This is a genomic window from Sinisalibacter lacisalsi, assembly GCF_014640115.1.
GTDB classification, from domain to species: Bacteria; Pseudomonadota; Alphaproteobacteria; order Rhodobacterales; family Rhodobacteraceae; genus Sinisalibacter; species Sinisalibacter lacisalsi.
Map to the genome: position 1 here is coordinate 891,154 of NZ_BMGI01000001.1, position 19,772 is coordinate 910,925.

The 19,772-nt window shown below is 68.2% G+C and carries 18 protein-coding genes; 12 read left to right on the plus strand and 6 right to left on the minus strand.

The genetic code is table 11. The features are described from left to right. The first annotated feature begins 205 nt into the window (after positions 1-205). Positions 206-574 carry a helix-turn-helix domain-containing protein gene (locus IEW01_RS04505; RefSeq protein WP_188526381.1) on the plus strand — a complete coding sequence of 123 codons (369 nt, stop codon included), beginning with the start codon at positions 206-208 and terminating at the stop codon, positions 572-574. A gap of 51 nt (positions 575-625) precedes the next feature. Beyond that, positions 626-1,438: an inositol monophosphatase family protein gene (locus tag IEW01_RS04510; RefSeq protein WP_188526382.1), complete on the plus strand. Its 813-nt coding sequence runs from the start codon at positions 626-628 to the stop codon at positions 1,436-1,438. A 178-nt stretch (positions 1,439-1,616) separates the two neighbouring features. Here IEW01_RS04510 and guaD read toward each other — a convergent pair whose 3' ends face one another. Further along, positions 1,617-2,897 (minus strand): guanine deaminase, encoded by a 1,281-nt coding sequence (guaD, locus tag IEW01_RS04515; RefSeq protein WP_188526383.1) that lies wholly within the window; start codon positions 2,895-2,897, stop codon positions 1,617-1,619. Positions 2,898-3,019: 122 nt separating this feature from the next. Here guaD and mgtE point away from each other — a divergent pair, with 122 nt between their 5' ends. The 5 genes from mgtE (at position 3,020) to IEW01_RS04540 (ending at position 8,286) form a co-directional block, all read left to right on the plus strand. Beyond that, positions 3,020-4,402 carry a magnesium transporter gene (gene mgtE / locus IEW01_RS04520; protein ID WP_188526384.1) on the plus strand — a complete coding sequence of 461 codons (1,383 nt, stop codon included), beginning with the start codon at positions 3,020-3,022 and terminating at the stop codon, positions 4,400-4,402. Next, positions 4,399-4,956 carry a 5-formyltetrahydrofolate cyclo-ligase gene (locus IEW01_RS04525; RefSeq protein WP_188526385.1) on the plus strand — a complete coding sequence of 186 codons (558 nt, stop codon included), beginning with the start codon at positions 4,399-4,401 and terminating at the stop codon, positions 4,954-4,956. Before mgtE ends, IEW01_RS04525 begins: the two co-directional genes overlap by 4 nt. A gap of 90 nt (positions 4,957-5,046) precedes the next feature. Beyond that, positions 5,047-5,859, plus strand: coding sequence for a TIGR00282 family metallophosphoesterase (locus IEW01_RS04530; protein ID WP_188526386.1), 813 nt, complete (start codon positions 5,047-5,049; stop codon positions 5,857-5,859). Between the two features lie 56 nt (positions 5,860-5,915). Then, positions 5,916-7,694 carry an SLC13 family permease gene (locus tag IEW01_RS04535; RefSeq protein WP_188526387.1) on the plus strand — a complete coding sequence of 593 codons (1,779 nt, stop codon included), beginning with the start codon at positions 5,916-5,918 and terminating at the stop codon, positions 7,692-7,694. Between the two features lie 73 nt (positions 7,695-7,767). Continuing rightward, a complete protein-coding gene (locus IEW01_RS04540; RefSeq protein ID WP_188526388.1) occupies positions 7,768-8,286 on the plus strand; it encodes a hypothetical protein in 519 nt (172 codons plus the stop codon). An 82-nt stretch (positions 8,287-8,368) separates the two neighbouring features. On the opposite strand, the gene IEW01_RS04545 is transcribed toward IEW01_RS04540, so the two are convergent. Next, on the minus strand, positions 8,369-10,150 hold the full coding sequence (locus IEW01_RS04545) for an SLC13 family permease (RefSeq protein ID WP_188526389.1): 1,782 nt from the start codon (positions 10,148-10,150) through the stop codon (positions 8,369-8,371). 194 nt (positions 10,151-10,344) lie between these two features. Here IEW01_RS04545 and IEW01_RS04550 point away from each other — a divergent pair, with 194 nt between their 5' ends. Together IEW01_RS04550 and IEW01_RS04555 are read left to right on the plus strand one after the other, a co-directional pair. After that, positions 10,345-11,088: a YebC/PmpR family DNA-binding transcriptional regulator gene (locus IEW01_RS04550; protein ID WP_188526390.1), complete on the plus strand. Its 744-nt coding sequence runs from the start codon at positions 10,345-10,347 to the stop codon at positions 11,086-11,088. 54 nt (positions 11,089-11,142) lie between these two features. Next, positions 11,143-12,054, plus strand: a complete 912-nt coding sequence (locus IEW01_RS04555; RefSeq protein WP_188526391.1) for a DMT family transporter — start codon at positions 11,143-11,145, stop codon at positions 12,052-12,054. Between the two features lie 159 nt (positions 12,055-12,213). Here the strand turns inward: IEW01_RS04555 and choV are convergent, their stop codons facing one another. The 4 genes from choV to choX all read right to left on the minus strand — a co-directional run bounded on the left by choV (position 12,214) and on the right by choX (position 15,809). Then, positions 12,214-13,257, minus strand: coding sequence for a choline ABC transporter ATP-binding protein (gene choV, locus IEW01_RS04560; RefSeq protein WP_188526392.1), 1,044 nt, complete (start codon positions 13,255-13,257; stop codon positions 12,214-12,216). Then, positions 13,254-14,087, minus strand: a complete 834-nt coding sequence (choW, locus tag IEW01_RS04565; RefSeq protein WP_188526393.1) for a choline ABC transporter permease subunit — start codon at positions 14,085-14,087, stop codon at positions 13,254-13,256. The genes choV and choW overlap by 4 nt, the downstream gene beginning before the upstream one ends. A gap of 82 nt (positions 14,088-14,169) precedes the next feature. Beyond that, on the minus strand, positions 14,170-14,886 hold the full coding sequence (locus tag IEW01_RS04570; protein WP_188526394.1) for a DUF6946 family protein: 717 nt from the start codon (positions 14,884-14,886) through the stop codon (positions 14,170-14,172). Further along, the gene (gene choX, locus IEW01_RS04575) at positions 14,886-15,809 is read right to left on the minus strand and encodes a choline ABC transporter substrate-binding protein (RefSeq protein WP_188526395.1); all 924 of its coding nucleotides are present in this window, start codon (positions 15,807-15,809) and stop codon (positions 14,886-14,888) included. Before choX ends, IEW01_RS04570 begins: the two co-directional genes overlap by 1 nt. A gap of 77 nt (positions 15,810-15,886) precedes the next feature. On the opposite strand from choX, the gene betI reads away from it, so the two are divergent. The 3 genes from betI (at position 15,887) to betA (ending at position 19,709) form a co-directional block, all read left to right on the plus strand. Further along, a complete protein-coding gene (gene betI, locus IEW01_RS04580; RefSeq protein WP_188526396.1) occupies positions 15,887-16,465 on the plus strand; it encodes a choline-binding transcriptional repressor BetI in 579 nt (192 codons plus the stop codon). Next, positions 16,462-17,922 (plus strand): betaine-aldehyde dehydrogenase, encoded by a 1,461-nt coding sequence (gene betB, locus IEW01_RS04585; protein ID WP_188526397.1) that lies wholly within the window; start codon positions 16,462-16,464, stop codon positions 17,920-17,922. The genes betI and betB overlap by 4 nt, the downstream gene beginning before the upstream one ends. Positions 17,923-18,059: 137 nt before the next feature. Further along, positions 18,060-19,709 (plus strand): choline dehydrogenase, encoded by a 1,650-nt coding sequence (gene betA, locus IEW01_RS04590; RefSeq protein ID WP_188526398.1) that lies wholly within the window; start codon positions 18,060-18,062, stop codon positions 19,707-19,709. Positions 19,710-19,772: the final 63 nt, after the last annotated feature.

Below are 19,772 nucleotides of genomic sequence, written 5' to 3' on the forward strand. Positions count from 1 at the left end.
ATCTTCGTTAAACACGCATGGCGGGTGTGGTCTGCGCTCCGGCGGCGATGAGGCAATGTGGAAAAATGCTGGCATTGACCGCTTAATTTATTGATATTTATCAAAAATATCCTAAGCGATGGAACTGACCAAAAAGACAGGTTGTGGTTGTGGCGGCCCATGTGGTTTTTGATAACATGGTCGGGGCACACGAAGGAGAGGCATAATGAAACATCCTGTGGATGTCCACGTGGGCAAGCGCATCCGTCATCGCCGCTGGATGGTGGGGATGACCCAGCAGCAGCTGGCCGAGCGCGTAGGCATCAAGTTTCAGCAGATCCAGAAATACGAAACCGGGATGAACCGCGTCAGCGCGTCGCGGCTTTGGGACATCGCCGAAACCCTCGCTGTTCCGGTCAGCTTCTTCTTCGAAGGTCTCGAAGGCGGCGCGAACAAGCCCGTCGAATCCGCCCTGCCGGGCGATATCCTGGCCGACAAGGAAGCGCTCGAACTGGTCCGCTCCTATTATGCGATCCCGGAAAACCAGCGCCGTCGCCTCTTCGAACTCGCCCGCGTTCTGTCCGACGCCGCTTGACGTGCCCCCGCCCATTGGCTACCGCCGGGATAACCTGATCCCGGTGGCGCCATGAGCGAGATCACATCCCAGACCCGCGACGAATTGTTGACGACCGCACTCGCACTCGCAGACGCGGCGCGTCCTGCGACCCTCGCGCATTTCCGCGATGGCGCCTTGGTGGCCGACAACAAGCATCAAGACGGGTTCGACCCGGTGACCGCCGCCGACCGCGACGCGGAGACGGCGATGCGCGCCGTGCTCGCCCGCCTGCGCCCGGAGGATGCGATCCTCGGCGAGGAATTCGGCTTCCAGCCGGGCTCGAGCGGGCTGACCTGGGTGCTCGATCCGGTCGACGGCACCCGCGCCTTCCTGTCGGGCACCCCGACCTGGGGCGTGCTGATCGCGGTGGGCGATGATGCCGGCCCGCGCCTCGGCCTGATCGACCAGCCCTTTATCGGCGAGCGCTTCCTTGGCGGTTTCGGCGAGGCTTGGGCAGAAGGCCCGCAGGGCCGGCGCCCTCTGGCGACGCGCGCGCCCCGTCCGCTTTCCGAGGCGATCCTGTTCACCACCTTTCCCGAGGTCGGCAGCACCGCCGAAGCGGCGGCGTTCGGTGATCTGGCGGGGCGGGTGAAGCTCACCCGCTACGGGCTCGATTGCTACGCCTACGCGCTGGTGGCGCTGGGCCAGATCGACCTCGTGGTCGAGGCCGGGTTGCAGGCCTATGACATCCAGGCGCCGATGGCGGTGATCGAGGCGGCGGGCGGCGTGGTGACCGACTGGCGCGGCGGATCGGCCCGCGATGGCGGCCGGGTGCTGGCGGCGGCGAACGCCGAGATCCACGCCGCCGCGCTCGAGGTGCTGTCGCGCGCGCCACTCGATTGAGGGTCACCGACGCTCTGATCCGTGCGCGCGGTGGAGCGTGAAAGCCGGATGGTCACTGCCAACCAGCCAAGGGTGATGAACATCTCAACTGCCGTGCCCGCCCCCGCCCCCCTTCTTGGGTCGAAAAATACCTCGGGGGTGAATTGGCCGCAGGCCAAGAGGGGGCAGCGCCCCCTGCCTAGACCCGCCGTCCGCCCGCGTAAGCCGCCAGGATGGCGCGGTCGTCGCCCATCATGATGGTCGGGAAAACCGCCTCCCAGAGCGCCTCCGCCCGCGCTGCCCGCTGCGCGATTGCCGGTGTGGAGGCAAGGTCGATCACCGCGAGGTCGGCCTCATAGCCCGGGGCGAGGGTGCCGATCCTGTCGCCCAGCCGCAACGCCTCGGCCGATCCGGCGGTGGCGAGCCACCACAGCTGCGCCGGGTGCAGCACCGCGCCGCGCAGGTGCGCCACCTCGTAGGCCGCCGCCATGGTGCGCAGCATCGAGAACGACGAGCCGCCGCCGGTGTCTGTGGCGAGCCCAACGCGCTGGCCCTCGCGCATCAGCCCGTCCATGTCGAACAGCCCCGAGCCGATGAAGGTGTTGGAGGTCGGGCAATGGATCAGGCTCGCACCCGCCTCGCGCAGACGGTCGCGTTCACGCCGGGAGAGGTGGATCGCGTGGCCCATCAGGGCGCCCTCGCGCAGAAGCCCGGAGCGATCGTAGACGTCGGTGTAGTCGCGCGCCTCGGGGAACAGTTCGGCGACCCAGGCGATCTCCTCGTGCTGCTCGCTCAGGTGGGTCTGCATCAGCACCTCCGGGTGCTCACCCCAGAGCGCGCCCAGGCCTTCGAGCTGTTCGCGCGACGAGGTCGGGGCGAATCGCGGGGTGATGACATACCCAAGCCGGTCGACCCCGTGCCAGCGCCCCAGCAGGCGCTTTGAATCGTCGTAGGCGGATTGCGCCGTGTCACGCAGATCGTCGGGCGCGTTGGTGTCCATGCAGGTCTTGCCGCCGAGCGCGCGCAGGCCCCGCCGTTGCGCCTCGGCGAAATAGGCTTCTACGCTCTCGGGATGGATCGTGCAGTAGCTCACCGTGGTGGTGGTGCCGTTGGCAAGCGTGAGGTCGAAATAGCGCGCGGCGATCTCGGCCGCGTGGGCCGGATCGGCGAAACGGGCTTCCTCGGGAAAGGTGTAGTGGTTGAGCCAGTCGATCAGCCGCTTGCCCCAGCTCGCGATGATCGCGGTCTGCGGATAATGCGCGTGGGCGTCGATGAAGCCGGGCGAGATCAGTGCCGCGCCGTGGTCGGTCACTTCCGCGCCGGGATGAGCGGCGCGCAACGCCTCGGCCGGGCCGACGGAGACGATCCGTCCCGCCTCGACCACCACCGCGCCGTGGCGCTCGTGGCGCACCGCCTCGGCGGGCGGCACCCGGAAGGGATTGTCGGTGAAGGTCAGGGTCTGGCCCAGGAGAATCTGCATCGTGTGCCTCGTTTTCCAGCGCGTGAGATTAGGCGGCCGGGCCGCCGCCGTCCACGCCTTTCCCCCCTGTTCCTGACGCCCGCCTTCGCCTATTGTCCGTGACGCCAGCAGGGAGGGCAGCGATGGCTGAGGATCAGACCCCCGACCCCACGTCGGACGATGGCGGCTTCGCGCTCGACCGGGAGCGTCTTGGCCATGTTCGCCGGGCACTGGACGCGGGCGACGGCGCGGCATTGGCGCAGTTGCTCGATCCGCTTCACCCGGCGGATATCGCCGACATTCTCGAACATCTCGACCGCAAGCCCCGTGCCGCCCTGGTGCGACTCTACGGCGCCGGATTCGATGGCGAGATCCTGTCGGAGCTCGACGAGAGCCTGCGCGAGGACGTCGTCGGGGCGATGGCGCCGGAGGTGCTGGCCGAAGCGGTGCGCGACCTCGAATCCGACGATGTCGTCGACCTTATCGAAGACCTCGAGACGCCGCAGCAGGAAGCGATTCTCGACGCCCTCACGGCTGGCGACAGGGTGGCGGTCGAGCAATCGCTGACCTACCCCGAGGAAACCGCCGGGCGACTGATGCAGCGCGAGATGGTGGTGGCGCCCGAACACTGGAACGTGGGCCAGGCTATCGACCACATGCGCGCGCATGCCGACCTGCCCGACCAATTCTATCACGTCATCATCGTCGACCCGCGGATGCGCCCGACCGGTTATGTCACCCTCGGGCGGATCATGTCGCATTCCCGTTCGACGAGGCTCGCCGATCTCGTGGATGACAGTTTTCGCACAATCCGGGCATCACAGGACGAGGAGGAGGTGGCCTACGCCTTCAACCATTACCACCTGATCTCCGCCCCGGTGGTGGATGCCGACGACCGCCTCGTCGGCGTGATCACCATCGACGATGCGATGGCGATCCTCGACGAGGAGCACGAGGAAGACATCTTGCGGCTGGCCGGCGTCGGCGAAAGCCGGCTGCTGGACGGCGTCTTCGTGACGATGAAGCGGCGTCTGCCATGGCTCGTTGTCAACCTCGGCACGGCGGCGCTGGCGGCGCTGGTGATCGCCCAGTTCGAAGACACCATCGCCGCGCTCGTCGTGCTCGCGGTGCTGATGCCGATCGTGGCCACTCTCGGCGGCAACGCCGGCACCCAGAGCCTGACCGTGACGGTGCGCGGCCTCGCCACCCGCGATCTGACCGCGGCCAACGCGTGGCGCGTGATCCGGCGCGAGGCGATGGTGGGGGTGGTCAACGGGCTGGTGCTGGCGGTGCCGCTCGGCCTCGTCACCGCGCTGATCTTCGGCACGTTCGGCATCGGCGCGGTGATCGCGGCGGCGCTGGTAATCAACCTGATCGTGGCCGCGCTCGCGGGGGTGATGATCCCGATCGTGCTGGAAAAACTCGGGGTGGACCCGGCGCTCGCCTCGGGCACCTTCGTGACCACGGTGACCGACGTGGTGGGCTTTTTCGCCTTCCTCGGCCTCGCGGCGACGGTGCTGATATGATGCTGGACGCGGAAAAGAAAGCCGCGCGCAAGGCGGCGTTCGAGCGCCGGGCGGCCGCCCATGCCCGCGGTCTGGACGGTGCGGCGCAGGCCCGGCTTGCGGCGTTGCTCGCGCCCTACCAGGGCCGGGCCGTCTCCGGCTACATGCCGATCCGCACCGAGATCAACCCGCTGCCGGTTATGGCGGAAATGGCTGCGCATGGCCCCGTCGGCGTGCCGGTGATCGAGGCGAAGGGCCAGCCGCTCAGCTTCCGCCGCTGGCGTCCTGGCACGACGATGGTGGCGGGCACTTTTGGCGCGCTGGTGCCCGAAACCGGCGGCACAGTGGTGCCCGAGGTGCTGATCGTGCCGTTGGTGGCCTTCGACCGCGCCGGCGGGCGGCTCGGCTATGGTGGCGGGTTCTACGACCGCACGCTGGAGGGTTTGCGCGCCGAACGCCCGACGCTTGCGATCGGTTACGCCTATGCCGCGCAGGAGGCCGAAAGCCTGCCGCTGGAACCCACCGACCAGCCGCTTGACGCCATCGTCACCGACGCCTTCACGCTCACCTTCTGAGCGGGCAGGGATTTTCGAAAATCCTTGCCAGGATCCTTTCAAGGATCTTGCCCCGTTGCGCCCATCATGCTTTCCGCCTAGGGAAGCGCCATGAAGATCCTGTTTCTCGGAGATGTCGTCGGCCGTGCCGGACGGCGCGCGATCACGGAGCGCCTGCCCGGCCTTCGCGAGCGCTGGAAGCTCGATTTCGTCGTGGTCAACGGCGAGAACGCGACCGGCGGCATGGGGCTCAGCGGAGCCCATGCGAAGGAGTTTCTCGCCGCCGGGGCCGACGTGGTCACGCTGGGCGATCACGCCTTCGACCAGAAAGACATGCTGAGCTTCTGCACCCAGGAGCAGCGCATCATCCGCCCGCTGAACTATGCCAAGGGCGCGCCGGGGCAGGGCGCCAGGCTGTTTTCGGACGCGCGCGGGCGCAAGGTGCTGGTGGCGCAGGTGCTCGGTCAGGTGTTCATGAAGCGCGCCTTCGACGATCCCTTCGCCACCATCGAGGCGGCGCTGAAGCCCTGGCCGCGCGGCGGGCAGGCCCAGGCGATTCTCGTCGACGTGCATTGCGAGGCCACATCCGAGAAGATGGCGATGGGCCATTTCCTCGACGGCCGCGCCAGCGTGGTGGTGGGCACCCACACCCATGTGCCCACTGCCGACGCGATGATCCTGCCCGGCGGCACCGCCTACCAGACGGACGCGGGCATGTGCGGCGATTACAACTCGGTGATCGGCATGGACAAGGCCGAGCCGCTGCGCCGCTTCGTCACCGGCATGGCGAAAAACCGCTTCGAGCCGGCGATGGGCGAGGCCACGCTCTCGGGGCTCTATATCGAGACCGACGACGCCACCGGCAAGGCGACCCGGGTCGAGATGATCCGCGAGGGCGGGCGGCTGGCGGGCGCGGGCCCGTGACCCCTTGCCGCGCGCCGTCGCGCGGGCGAGACTGAACACAGTCACCGGGGCTTGCCATGGAACTCTTCGATTTCTCGCGCGACATGGAGGCGTTCATCGCGCTGGGCGTGGTGCTGGCGATGTTCGCGATGTTCATGCGCGAGGTCTTTCCCACCGAGGTGGTGGCGATCGCCGGGGTCGCGGCGCTGCTGGTGACCGGGGTTCTGCCCTACGAGGCCGGGCTTTCGGTGCTGGCGAACCCTGCGCCATGGACCATCGCGGCGATGTTCATCATCATGGGCGCGCTGGTGCGCACCGGGGCGCTGGAATGGTTCACCCAGATGGCGCAGGGGCAGGCCAGCGACCGGCCATATCTTGCCTTCGCGCTGCTCATGGGCTTCGTCGTCTTCGCCTCCGCCGTGGTCTCGAACACGCCGGTGGTCGTGGTGATGATCCCGGTGTTCATCCAGCTGGCCAAGCGCATGGGGCTTGCGCCGTCGCGCGTGCTGATCCCGCTGTCCTACGGCGCGATCATGGGCGGCACGCTCACGCTGATCGGCACCTCCACCAACCTGCTCGTCGACGGCGTGGCGCGGGCGCAGGGGCTCGCGGCCTTCACCATCTTCGAGATCACGCCGCTCACCATCGTGCTCGTGCTCTGGGGCATGGCCTATCTCTACCTGGTCGCGCCCCGCCTCCTGCCCGAACGCAGCTCGCTCGCCGCGCTGCTGACCGACCACGCCCGCAAGAAGTTTTTCACCGAGGCGGTGATTCCGCCCGAGAGCAACCTGATCGGGCGCGAGGTGCTGGAGGTGCAGATGTTCCGCCGCGAAGGGGTGCGGCTGATCGACGTGATCCGGGGCGACCTGTCGTTGAGGCGCAACCTCGCGGGCGTGCGGCTGCAGATGGGTGACCGGGTGGTGCTGCGCACCCCGATGGCGGAACTCCTGTCGCTTCAGAACGACCCGAGCCTGCAGCGGGTCGACCAGGTTTCGTCGGTCGAAACCGTCACCGTCGAGGCGCTGATCACGCCGGGGTGCAAGATGGTGGGGCGCACGCTGGGCCAGTTGCGCCTGCGTCGCCGCTTCGGCGTCTACCCGCTCGCGGTTCACCGGCGTAACCAGAACCTCGGCGGCCTGCTCGACGAGGTGAAGGTGCGCGTGGGCGACACCCTGCTGCTCGAAGGCGCGCCGGAAGAGATCCAGCGACTTGCCAACGAGATGAACCTCGTTGACGTGGCCCGGCCCTCGGCCCGGGCCTTCCGCCGCGGCCACGTGCCGGTTGCGGTCGGGGCGCTGGTCGGCATCGTGACGCTCGCCGCGCTTGGCGTGGCGCCGATCCTCGCGCTTGCGGTGGTGGCGGTGGCGGTGGTGTTCGTCACCCGGGCGGTGGACGCCGACGAGGCGTTTTCGTTCATCGACGGCCGCCTGCTCGCGCTGATCTTCGCCATGCTCGCCATCGGTGCGGCACTGGAGGCCTCGGGGGCGGTCGCGCTGATCGCGGGCGCGCTCGCGCCGCAGCTTGCCGGGCTGCCGCCCTTCCTGATTGTCTGGGCGATCTACCTGATGACCTCGGTGCTGACCGAACTGGTGTCGAACAACGCCGTCGCGGTGGTGGTCACCCCGATCGCCATCGGGCTGGCGCAGGCGCTCGGGCTCGATCCGCGCGGGCTGGTGGTAGCGGTGATGGTGGCCGCCTCCGCCGCCTTCGCCACGCCGATCGGCTACCAGACCAACACGCTGGTCTACGGCCCCGGCGGCTACCGCTTCACCGATTTCATGAAGGTGGGCATCCCGCTCAACCTCTCCATGGGGTTGCTGGCCTCTGCGCTGATCCCGTTGATCTGGCCCTTGTGACCCCGTGCCAAACCGCCGCATTGATGCAGCACCCCGCCGCCGCCACATCCCGCCCGTCAACGAGGGGGAAGCCATGACCAAGGACCTGCGCCGCCAGACCGCCGACATTCTCGCGCTTCGGCACCTGACCATCGAGATGGCCGAGCCGGCGATGGAGTGGGGCTGGGCCATGGTCGACGGCGAGCGCTACTCAGACGGGATCTGGGCGCTCACCGCGCTCCAGCCGCCCTATTACTGGTCGGAGATCTCCGATCTCGTCGGCCAGATCGCGCGCGAACAGGGGTTGGTGACGCCGTCGAGCCAAGACGAGGCGACGCAATGGCTCGCCTACGGCCACCTCGAAGACGTCCTCGCCTCGGGCGGCGAGGATTTCCAGTCGCTCAAGCTCGTCTCGCGGCTGTGGTTCGACCACGAGACGCCCGACCTGCACATCTTCTACAAGCTCAAGCACGCTATCCGCGAGGCGGAGGCGAACGGCACGCAGGGGCATGTCGAGGGGCTGACGGCGGAGAACTGGAAAGCGATGCTCTGTGACATCGTCCGCGACTGGCTCGACGCCCACCCGCGCCCCGACCCCTTCGGCGAGGGATGAAAGCGCCGGCTTGCGGCCCAGGAACGATCCCGCCGTGCGAAGCCTCGCGTCACGAGGCAGCCAATCGCGCCGCCGGGATCGTTCAGAGTGGCCAGAACACCAGGATCAGGGGCACCGAGGTTGCCACCACGATCACCTCGAGCGGCAGGCCCATGCGCCAGTAGTCGCCAAAACGGTAGCCGCCTGGGCCGAGGATCAGGGTGTTGTTCTTGTGCCCGATCGGGGTGAGGAAGGCGCAGGAAGCGGCCACCGCCACCGCCATCAGGAACGGATCGGGGTTGACCCCGAGTTTGCCGGCCATCTCGATCCCGATCGGCGCCGCGACGATCGCGGTGGCGGTGTTGTTGAGCACGTCCGAGAGGGTCATGGTGACCACCATGATCGCGGTCAGCACCGCCCAGGCCGGCCAGTCGCCGGCAAGGGAGATAAGCCCGTCGGCGATCAACTCGGTGCCGCCCAGCGTTTCCAGCGCCGAGCCGAGCGGGATCATCGAACCGAGCAGAACCACCACCGGCCATTCGACGTGATCGTAAAGCTCGCGCAGCGGCAGCACGCCGATGAAAACGAACCCCAGCACCACGATCCCTAGGGCCACCGGCAGATAGACCAGCCCGAGGCTCGCCGCCGCCACCGCCGCGCCGAACAGCCCGATGGCGAGCCAGACCTTGTTGTGCTGCGTCATCGAAAGCCCGCGCTGAGCCAGCGGCAGGCAGCCGAGCCACTCGGTCACCTCCGCTTCGCTGCCTTCGGGCACGAGCAGCAGCAGGATGTCGCCGGGGTGGGCGACGGTCTTGCGAACCTGGCTGCGAAACGGCTTGCCGCCGCGCGAGATGCCCAGCAGCACCGCGCGGCGGCGCCAGTTCAGCCCGATCGCCTGCGCCGTCTTGCCGTTGATCCTCGCGCTTTCGGTGACCACCACCTCGATCTGCGACAGCCCCGCGCCAGCGGCCTTCAGCCTCTCCTTGCGCTTGGAATCGGTGAAATCGAGGTCGAGGGCGGCACGGAATTCGTCGAGCGCCTCGGGCGCGGCCTCGATCACGAGCGTATCGCCGGCGGCGAGTTTCGTCGTCCGGCTGGTGCCGTAGCGCCGCTTGCCGTCGCGCACCAGCCCGAGGATCGCCACGTCGTTGCGCTCGGCGTCCTCGTAGAGATCCTGCACGCGTTTGCCGATCAGGTCGGATTCGTCCGGAACCACCAGTTCGGCGATGTATTCCGAATAGGCCCGCATCGGGTCAGAGATGACCTCCTCGTCCTCTGCCTCAGGGATCAGCCGCCAGCCGACGAGCGCCACGAAAACCAGCCCGACAAGCGCCGTGATCGCGCCGACCGGGGCGAAATCGAACATCCGGAAGGGTTCGCCCAGCGAGGTTTCGCGAATCGAGGAGATGATGATGTTGGGCGGCGTGCCGATCAGCGTGGCCATGCCGCCGAGGATGGTGGCGAAGCTGAGCGGCATCAGGCTGAGCCTTGCCGCGCGCCCGGCCTTGCGCGCGGTCTGCATATCGACGGGCATCAGCAGCGCCAGCGCGGCGACGTTGTTCATGAAGGCCGAGAGCGCGCCGCCGACCACGCCCATCACCGTGATATGGGCGCCCAGCGAGCGGCTCGAGTCGATCATCGTGCGGGTGATCAGGAACACCGCGCCCGAGCGCACCAACCCTGCCGAGACAATCAGCACGAGCGCAACGATCAAGGTGGCGGGGTGGCCGAACCCCTCGAAGGCGCTGCCCGTCGGCACCACGCCCAGCACCACCGCCAGCATGAGCGCGGAAAAGGCCACGATATCGTAACGCAGCCGGCCCCAGATCAGCAGGACGAAGACGGCGAAGAAGATGGCGAACAGGATGATCTGGTCTGTGCTCATGGCCAAGCCATAGCGCGGGCGGCGGGGCGGCGCAAAGGGAACGGTGGGGCGGCGCGCGCGACATTTTCCGCAGGGTTCACCCCGATATCCTCCCGGCTAGTCTTTCGTCCGGGGAGAAGAGGCAGGGGGGCCTTGCCCCGCCCGGTGGGCTTGCCCTATAGAAGCGCGGCATCGGATCATTGTTGGAGCACTTCATGGCTGGCCATTCAAAATGGGCGAACATCCAGCACCGCAAGGGGCGGCAGGACGCCGCGCGGTCGAAACTCTTCTCGAAGCTGGCCAAGGAAATCACCGTGGCCGCGAAGATGGGCGACCCCGACCCCGACAAGAACCCGCGCCTGCGCCTCGCGGTGAAGGAGGCGAAGTCGCAATCCGTGCCCAAGGACGTGATCGACCGCGCGATCAAGAAGAGCCAGGGCGGCGACGCGGAGAACTACGACGAGATCCGCTACGAGGGCTACGGCCCGAACGGCGTTGCGGTGATCGTCGAGGCGATGACCGACAACCGCAACCGCACCGCCTCCAACGTGCGCTCCACTTTCGGCAAGCACGGCGGCAACCTCGGCGAAACCGGCTCGGTGAGCTTCATGTTCGAGCGCAAAGGCGAGATCGTCTATCCCGCCAGCGCCGGCGATGACGAGGCGATCTTCGAGGCCGCGATCGAGGCCGGGGCGGAAGACGTGGAAAGCTCGGAAGACGGCCACGTCATCTATTGCGCCGATACCGATCTCAACGAGGTCTCGACCGCGCTGGAGGCGACGCTGGGCGAATCGGACTCGACCAAGCTGATCTGGAAGCCCGCCACCACCACCGAGCTTGGCCTCGAGGACATGGAAAAGCTCATGAAGCTGATCGACGCGCTCGAAGACGACGACGACGTTCAGCACGTGACCACCAATTTCGAGGCGACCGACGAGGTTCTGGCCCAGCTCGGCTGAGGCCGGCCCGTGCGCGCTCTTGCACCCGGGCGGCGCTTGGGGTCAGATCGCGCCATGTCCGAGGCGCGTGCAGTCCAGACCGGCAACCCCCTCGCGGGTGTCCTGTGGATGCTCGCGACCGGGCTCAATTTCGTCATGGTCACCGCGCTGGTAAAGATCGTCGGCAGCCGCATCCCGGCGGCGGAGAGCGCCTTCCTGCGCTACCTTCTCGGGCTTGTCTTCCTCGTGCCGATGCTGCGCCCGCTGCTCGCCGCGCCGCTGCCATGGCCCACGCTGGTGCTGTTCTCGGCGCGCGGGCTGGCCCACACCATCGGCGTGATCCTGTGGTTCTATGCCATAGCCAGCATCCCGATGGCCGAGGTCACCGCGATCAACTACCTCAACCCGGTGTTCGTCACGCTCGGGGCGGCGCTTTTCTTCGGTGAAAAACTCGCCGCGCGCCGGATCGCCGCGATTGCAGCGGCGCTTGTCGGCGCCCTCATCATCCTGCGCCCGGGTGTGCGCGAGATCGACCCGGGCCACATGGCCATGCTCGCCGCCGCGGTGCTGTTCGCGGCCTCCTACCTGATGGCCAACCGGCTCGCCGGGCTGGTGCGCCCGGTGGTGGTGGTAGCGATGCTCTCGATCACCGTGACCATCGGGCTCGCCCCCTTCGCGCTGGCGAACTGGATTCCCCCGACGCCGGCCGAGGTGGGCGGGCTCTTCGGCGTCGCGGCATTCGCCACGGCAGGGCATTACAGCATGACCCGCGCCTTCGCGGCCGCGCCGATGACGGTGACCCAGCCGGTCACCTTCCTGCAGCTTGTCTGGTCGGTGCTGATCGGCGCGATGTTCTTCGCCGAACCGGCGGATCTCTGGGTGATCGTCGGCGGCGGGCTGATCATCAGCGCGGTCAGCTTCATCACCTGGCGCGAAGCGGTGCTGAAGCGCCGGGTCACGCCGGTGGTGAACGAGCCCAAGATCTAGCCCCTTCATCTTGTCGAAAATACTCCCGCCGGAGGCAAGAAAGTTGAAATTCAAACGCTCGAAAATGGCGCCGACATGGCCGGAAAAGCGTGATCTCTGCAATCCACGCCGCCGCGCGTACGCGCGGCGCGGGTCGCCCGCGTCAGCGGGCGAAACCCCTCACGTCCCGCGCGGATCGAGCAGCCGGGCCAGCACCTGTTCGCGGTCGATCCGGCCGACCTCGGCGCCGTTTTCCACCACCGCCACCGCCGCGACCTCGCCGGTGAGCGCCGACATCACCGCCTTCACCGGTGTGCCGGGCGGCACCTGCGCATTGGTGGCGCCGCCCACCGGCCCCATCACGTCGCGGGCGGTGAGCACGCCGAGCGGGTTCATCTGGGCGACGAAATCTGAGACGTAATCATCCGCCGGCGCGGTGAAGATCTCGCGCGGGCTACCCACCTGCACGATCCGCCCGCCCTCCATGATCGCGATCCTGTCGCCGAGTTTGAACGCCTCGTCGAGGTCGTGGCTGACGAAGATGATGGTGCGCCGCAGCGTCTCCTGCAACTCGATCAGCTCGTCCTGAAGCCGGGTGCGGATCAGCGGGTCGAGCGCCGAGAACGGCTCGTCCATGAGCAGGATCGGCGCATCGGTGGCGAAGGCGCGGGCCAGCCCGACGCGCTGCTGCATCCCGCCCGAAAGCTCGCTCACCATGCGGTCGGCCCAGTCGGCGAGGCCGACCATCTCGAGTTGCTCGTCGACCTTGGCGTGACGCGCCGCCTTGCTCATGCCGCCCAGTTCCAGCCCGAGGCCGATGTTGTCGCGCACGGTGCGCCAGGGCAGCAGGCCGAACTGCTGAAACACCATGGCCACCTTGCGCAGCCGGATGCGGCGCAGGGTGGCGGCGTCGGCATGGGTGACGTCGATGAGGTTTTCGCCGTCCGACACCCGCACCTGTCCGCGCACCACCGGGTTCAGCCCGTTCACCGCGCGCAGGAGTGTCGACTTGCCCGAGCCCGACAGGCCCATCAGCACGAGGATCTCGCCTTCCATCACGTCGAGGGTGCAGTCGTGAACGCCCAGCACCTGGCCGGTGGCCTCCTGCACGCTGGCGCGGTCCTGGCCCTCGTCCATCAGCGGCAGCGCGCTTTCGGGGCGGTTGCCGAAGACGATCGAGACGCGGTCGAAGGAGACGGCCGTCTTGCGCTCTTCTGCGCTCATTTGCGTTCCACCCTCAGCATCCGGTCGAGCAGGATCGCCACCACGACGATCACGAAACCGCTCTCGAAGCCGAGCGCGGTATTGACCTGGTTGAGCGCGCGCACCACCGGCACGCCGAGCCCGTCGGCGCCCACCAGTGCGGCGATCACCACCATCGACAGCGAGAGCATGATCGTCTGGTTCAGCCCGGTCATGATCTGCGGCATGGCATAGGGCAGTTCCACCTTCCACAAAAGCTGGCTCCTGGTGGCGCCGAAGGCCTGCGCCGCCTCTTTGAGCGCCACCGGCGTGCGGCTGATGCCCAGGTGGGTGAGGCGGATCGGCGCGGGCAGCACGAAGATCACCGTCGCCAGCAGGCCCGGCACCATGCCGATACCGAAGAAGACGATGGCCGGGATCAGGTAGACGAAGGTGGGCAGGGTCTGCATCAGGTCGAGCACCGGGCGCATCCAGGTGTAGAGCCTGGGCCGGTGCGCCGCGGCGATGCCGATCGGCACGCCGAGGCTCATGCAGACCACGCCGGCCGAGAGCACCAGCGTCAGGCTTTCCGTGGTGGCCTCCCAATAGCCCTGGTTGAGGATGAACAGGAATCCGAGGGTGACGAGCAGCGCCGTCTTCCAGTTGCGCTGCAACGCAAAGGTGAGCAGCGCGAAAGCGGCGACAACGGCGATGGGCGGCGGCGACTGCAACACCCACAGGATGCCGTCGATCATGTTTTCCATCAGCCATGAGACCCAGTCGAAGAACGGGGCGCCCACGTCCTGCAACCAGTCAAACACCGTGCGCGCGGTCTTGCCCACGGGGATCTTCCATTCCGTCAACCAGTTCATTCCCGTCCCTCCGGGGTCAAACCTGCCAGCGGGGGGCAGGGGGAGCAAGCGCCTTGTGGGGAGGCGGTGTGGTGCGCGCCGGTCATGCGGCGAGAAAGGCAGGATCGCCCGGCGCCCAGCCGAGGATCAGCGCGGTGCCGCAGGCCAGGGTCTTGCGCGCGGCGCGACCCGGCCCGGCGTCGAGCCCGAGGTGGGTGGCGAAGGTGGCGAAATCGTCGAGCCAGCGCGCGTCGGGCGAGAAGGAATGCACGATCATCGCCGCCACCGGGCGGTGAAAGCGCCGTGCCTCGATCACCGCCGCGGCGGTGCGGTGCAGAAGCTGGTAGCGCAAGCCTCCCGGCGGCGGATCGGCAATGCCGAGATCGGCGCAAAGCGCCGCCAGCCGGGTGCGTTTGCCGGGCGAGGGCTTGGCGAACCATTCCGCAACGGTCTTGTCGAAGCTTTCGTTCACCTTCGCCTCGATGGTCACCGCCATGTCTTCGCCGCCTGCGTGGGCGAGGCAGAACAGGTCTTGCTGGCTTTCGCGGGTGCCGCCAGGCAGGGCGACCTTGTGCTCGACGATGGCAAGCTGCAACTCGGCGTCCGGCCCGAGCAGTGCGGCCACCTCGGGCGGAAAGCCGGGGCTCGCCGCTTCCCAGGCATGGGCGGCGGTGCGGGCCGAATAGCCGCGCTTCCACTGCTTGACCGGGTCGGCAAGGCGCGCCTGCCAGTCCTGCGGGCCGGTGGTGGCGATATGTAACCGGCTTTGCGGCATGGCAGGTGCGGCCCCGCCCGCGATGGCGGGCGGGGCCGGTCTCATTACAGGCCGAGGGCCGCGTTCATCGCGGCGACGGCATCGCCGCCGTCCTTCGTGGTCACACCGTCGAGCCAGCCCGCCCAGGCGTCGGGGTTGGCGGCGAGCCAGGCGCGGGCGGCATCGGCCGGGTTTTCGTTCTCGTCGAGGATCGCGGCCATGATCTGGTTTTCCATCGCCAGCGTGAACTCCATGTTCATCAGGAGCGCACCGACGTTGGGGCATTCCTCGACATAGCCGGCGCGGGTGTTGGTGTAGACGGTCGCGCCGCCGAGGTCGGGGCCGAACCAGTCGTCGCCGCCGGTCAGGTAGGTCAGATCATAGTTGGCGTTCATCGGGTGCGGTTCCCAGCCGAGGAAGACGATCGGCTCGTCGCGGTCAGAGGCGCGCGACACCTGCGCCAGCATCCCCTGTTCGGAGCTTTCGCGCACCTGGAAGCCGGACAGGCCGAACTCGCCGGCCTCGATCATGTCGAGGATCAGCCGGTTGCCGTCGTTGCCCGGCTCGATGCCGTAGATCGTGCTGTCGAGCGCCTCGGCCTGGTCGGCGATGTTGCCGAAATCGGTGATCCCGAGCGCGGCGCCCGCGGCGTTGGTGGCGAGGGTGTATTTCGCGCCTTCGAGGTTGGCGCGCACGGTGTCGATGGTGCCCGCCTCGGTATAGGGGGCGATATCGGCCTCCATCGAGGGCATCCAGTTGCCGAGGAACACGTCGAGATCGCCCGCGGCGAGCGACGAGAAGGTGACCGGCAGCGCCAGCAGCTTGGTTTCGGTCTCGTAACCGAGCGCCTCGAGCACGACCGAGGCGGTGGCGGTGGTGGCGGTGATGTCGGTCCAGCCCACGTCGGAGAAGCGCACGGTTTCGCAATCCGCGATGGCAGGAGCGGCGGCGAGGATCGCCAGCGCCGAAAGGGTTGTCTTGAGCGTCATGATGTCTCTCCCTGTTTTTGTTGATTGACGAGTCAATCAAAGTGCAACACGATTCCGGCGTCAACGAAGGACTCGCGATGCCGAAACTTGGAATGGAGCCTATACGCCGCGCGGCGCTGGTAAAAGCCACGATTGCCGAGATCGGTGAAGTGGGCTCGCTCGACGTGACGGTGAGCCGGATCGCGCGGCGCGCGGGCGTGTCGTCGGCGCTGGCGCATCACTATTTCGGCGCGAAGGAAGATCTGCTCGTCGCCGCCATGCGCCATATCCTCGCCACCTACGGCAGGGGGGTGCGTGCCGCCCTCGCCGGGGCCACCACGCCGCGCGCGCGGATCGCCGCGATCCTGCACGCTTCCTTCGCGGCCGACAATTTCGAGCCCGCGGTGATCGCCGCCTGGCTCAATTTCTACGTTCACGCCCAGGGCAACGCGGCTGCGCGGCGGCTGCTCAACGTCTATCACCGCCGCCTGCGCTCGAACCTCGTGCACGCCCTTCGCCCCCTCGTCGGCGAGGCCGCCGCCGACCACGCCGAAACCCTCGCCGCCCTGATCGACGGGCTCTACATCCGCCAGGCCCTCGACGCGGGGCCGGACGGCCAGCGCGCGGAGGCGCGCGTGGCGGCGGTGCTCGACCGTATGCTGGAGATTGCAAGATGACCCACGATGCCCAACCCCAGGCCAGCCATTTCATCGACGGCGCCTATGCTGAGGATCCCGCCGGGGCCGAGATGGCGGTGATCTACCCCGCCACCGGAGACCGGATCGCCACCCTGCACGAAGCCACCCCGGCGCTCGTCGAGCGCGCGCTGGCAAGCGCGAAGGCGGCGCAGCCGGCATGGGCGGCGATGAGCGGGATGGAGCGCGGCCGCATCCTGCGCCGCGCCGCCGACATCATCCGCGAGCGCAATCGCGCGCTTTCGGAGCTCGAAACCCTCGACACCGGCAAGCCCCTGCAGGAAACCCTCGTCGCCGATGCCACCTCCGGGGCCGACGCGCTGGAGTATTTCGGCGGCCTCGCCGCCGGCCTCACCGGCGAGCATATCCCGCTCGCGAACGGCGATTGGGCCTACACGCGGCGCGAGCCGCTTGGTGTCTGCGTCGGGATCGGGGCGTGGAACTATCCCACCCAGATCGCCTGCTGGAAGGCCGCGCCCGCGCTCGCGGTGGGCAACGCCATGGTGTTCAAACCCTCCGAGACCACGCCGCTTTCCACCCTGAAGCTGGCCGAGATCCTGACCGAGGCCGGGCTGCCGCCGGGGGTGTTCAACGTGGTGCAGGGCGCGGGCGAAGTGGGCGCCGCGCTGGTGACCGACCCGCGCGTCGCCAAGGTCTCGCTCACCGGCTCGGTGCCCACCGGGCAGAAGGTCTATGCTGCCGCGGCGGCGGAGATGAAGCACGTCACCATGGAGCTTGGCGGCAAGTCCCCGATGCTGGTGTTCGACGACGCCGACCTCGACAACGCCGTGTCCGGCGCGATCCTGGGCAATTTCTACTCGTCGGGGCAGATCTGCACCAACGGCACGCGCGTTTTCGTGCAACGCGGGATCAAGGAGGCCTTCCTTGCCCGTCTGGCCGAACGGCTGAGCGGCGCGGTGATGGGCGATCCGCTCGACGAGGCCACCAACTTCGGCCCGATGGTGAGCGAAGGCCAGATGAATATCGTGCTGAACTATGTCGCCAAGGGGGTCGAGGAGGGTGCGCGGCTCGTCACCGGCGGCCAGCGCGCCGACCGGCCGGGCTTCTTCGTCGAGCCCACGGTTTTTGCCGACGTCGCCGACGACATGGTGATCGCGCGCGAGGAGATCTTCGGCCCGGTGATGTGTGTGCTCGATTTCGACACCGAGGAAGAGGCCATGGCCCGCGCCAACGCCACCGAATACGGCCTCGCGGCGGGGGTGTTCACCCGCGATATCCAGCGCGCGCACCGCGTGGCGGCGGGCTTCGAGGCGGGCACCTGCTGGATCAACTCCTACAACGACGCGCCGGTCGAGGTTCCCTTCGGCGGCACCAAGATGTCGGGCGTGGGGCGCGAGAACGGCCATGCCGCGATCGAGCATTATTCCGCGCTGAAATCGGTCTATGTGAGGATGGGCGATGTCGACGCGCCGTTCTGAAGCGGTGGCCAAAGCCCATGCCCGGCCGGGTGCGGGGGGTGCCCCGGCGCGCGCCGGGGCGGCCGCGCCGCGCGCGCGGCGCGTTGGTCCCGCGTCCTGGAGCGGCGTTGAAACAGGCGGATCGCGGGGCGGGGTAGATGCCGAGTGACTACGTTGTCGTCGGCTCGGGCAGCGCAGGTGCGGCGCTCGCCTTCCGGCTGGCCGAGGCCGGGCGCACCGTCACGGTGATCGAGGCGGGCGGCACCGACTGGGGCCCCTTCATTCAGATGCCCGCCGCCCTCTCCTACCCGATGAACATGAAGCGTTACGACTGGGGCTTCGAGAGCGAGCCGGAGCCGCAGTTGAACAACCGCCGCCTCGTGGTGCCGCGCGGCAAGGTGATCGGCGGCTCGTCCTCCGTCAACGGCATGGTCTGGGTGCGCGGCCACGCCCGCGACTATGATCACTGGGCCGAGCAGGGCGCGCGCGGCTGGGCTTATGCCGACGTTCTGCCCTATTTCCGCCGGATCGAGCATTGGCATGGGCCGCAGGCCTCCGATTGGCGCGGCGATAGCGGGCCGATGCACATCCGCCGGGCGCGGCAGTGGAACCCGCTGTTCCATGCCTTCGTCGAGGCCGGGCGGCAGGCGGGCTACCCGGTTACCGAGGATTACAACGGCCAGCAGCAGGAGGGTTTCGGCGCCTTCGACATGAGCGTGTGGAAGGGCCGGCGCTGGTCGACCGCCAACGCCTACCTGCGGCCCGCGCTGAAAACCGGGCGGGTGCGCCTCGTGCACGGCCATGCGCGGCGCGTGGTGTTCGAGGACGGGCGCGCCGTGGGGGTGGAGATCGCCCGCCGTGGCAAGGTCGAGACGATCCGCGCAGGCCGCGAGGTGGTGCTTTCGGCCTCGTCGATCAACACGCCCAAGCTTCTGATGCTCTCGGGCATCGGCCCCGCCGCGCATCTTGCCGAACACGGGATCGAGGTTCGGGCCGACCGCCCCGGCGTAGGGCAGAACCTGCAGGATCACCTCGAGGTCTACATCCAGTTCGCCGCCAGGAAGCCGATCACGCTCTTTCGCTACTGGAACCTCGTCGGCAAGGCGCTGATCGGGGCGCAATGGCTGTTCACCAGAACCGGCCACGGCGCGTCGAACCAGTTTGAGAGCTGCGGCTTCGTCCGTTCCGCGGCGGGGGTGGACTACCCCGACATCCAGTTTCACTTCCTGCCCATCGCGGTGCGTTACGATGGCAGAGCCGCCGCCGAGGGTCACGGTTTCCAGGTGCACACCGGGCCGATGCGTTCGCCCTCGCGCGGCGCCGTCACCCTGCGCTCGGCCGATCCCGGCGCCCCGCCGGTGATCCGTTTCAACTACATGAGCCGCGAAGAGGACTGGCGCGATTTTCGCCGCGTGTTGCGGCTCACCCGCGAGATATTCGCCCAACCCGCGATGGCCGAACATGTGCGCCACGAGATCCAGCCCGGCGCCGCCGCGCAGGACGACGCGGCCCTCGACGCCTTCATCCGCGAACACGCCGAAAGCGCCTACCACCCCTGCGGCACGGCGCGGATGGGGGCGGCGGACGATCCGATGGCGGTTGTCGACCCCGAATGCCAGGTGATCGGGGTCGAGGGGCTGCGCGTGGCCGACAGCTCGGTCTTTCCGCGCGTCACCAACGGCAACACCAACGCCCCCTCGATCCTCGTGGGCGAGAAGGCGGCCGACCTTATCCTCGGCCGCGCACCGCTGCCGCGCGACGAGCGCGCGCCCTGGATCCACAAGGCATGGCAAACCGCGCAGAGGTAGAGCGCCGGGCCGGGGGAAAGCGGCCAAACCCGGGCGCGGTTTGATCGGGGTCAAGGGCGGGGT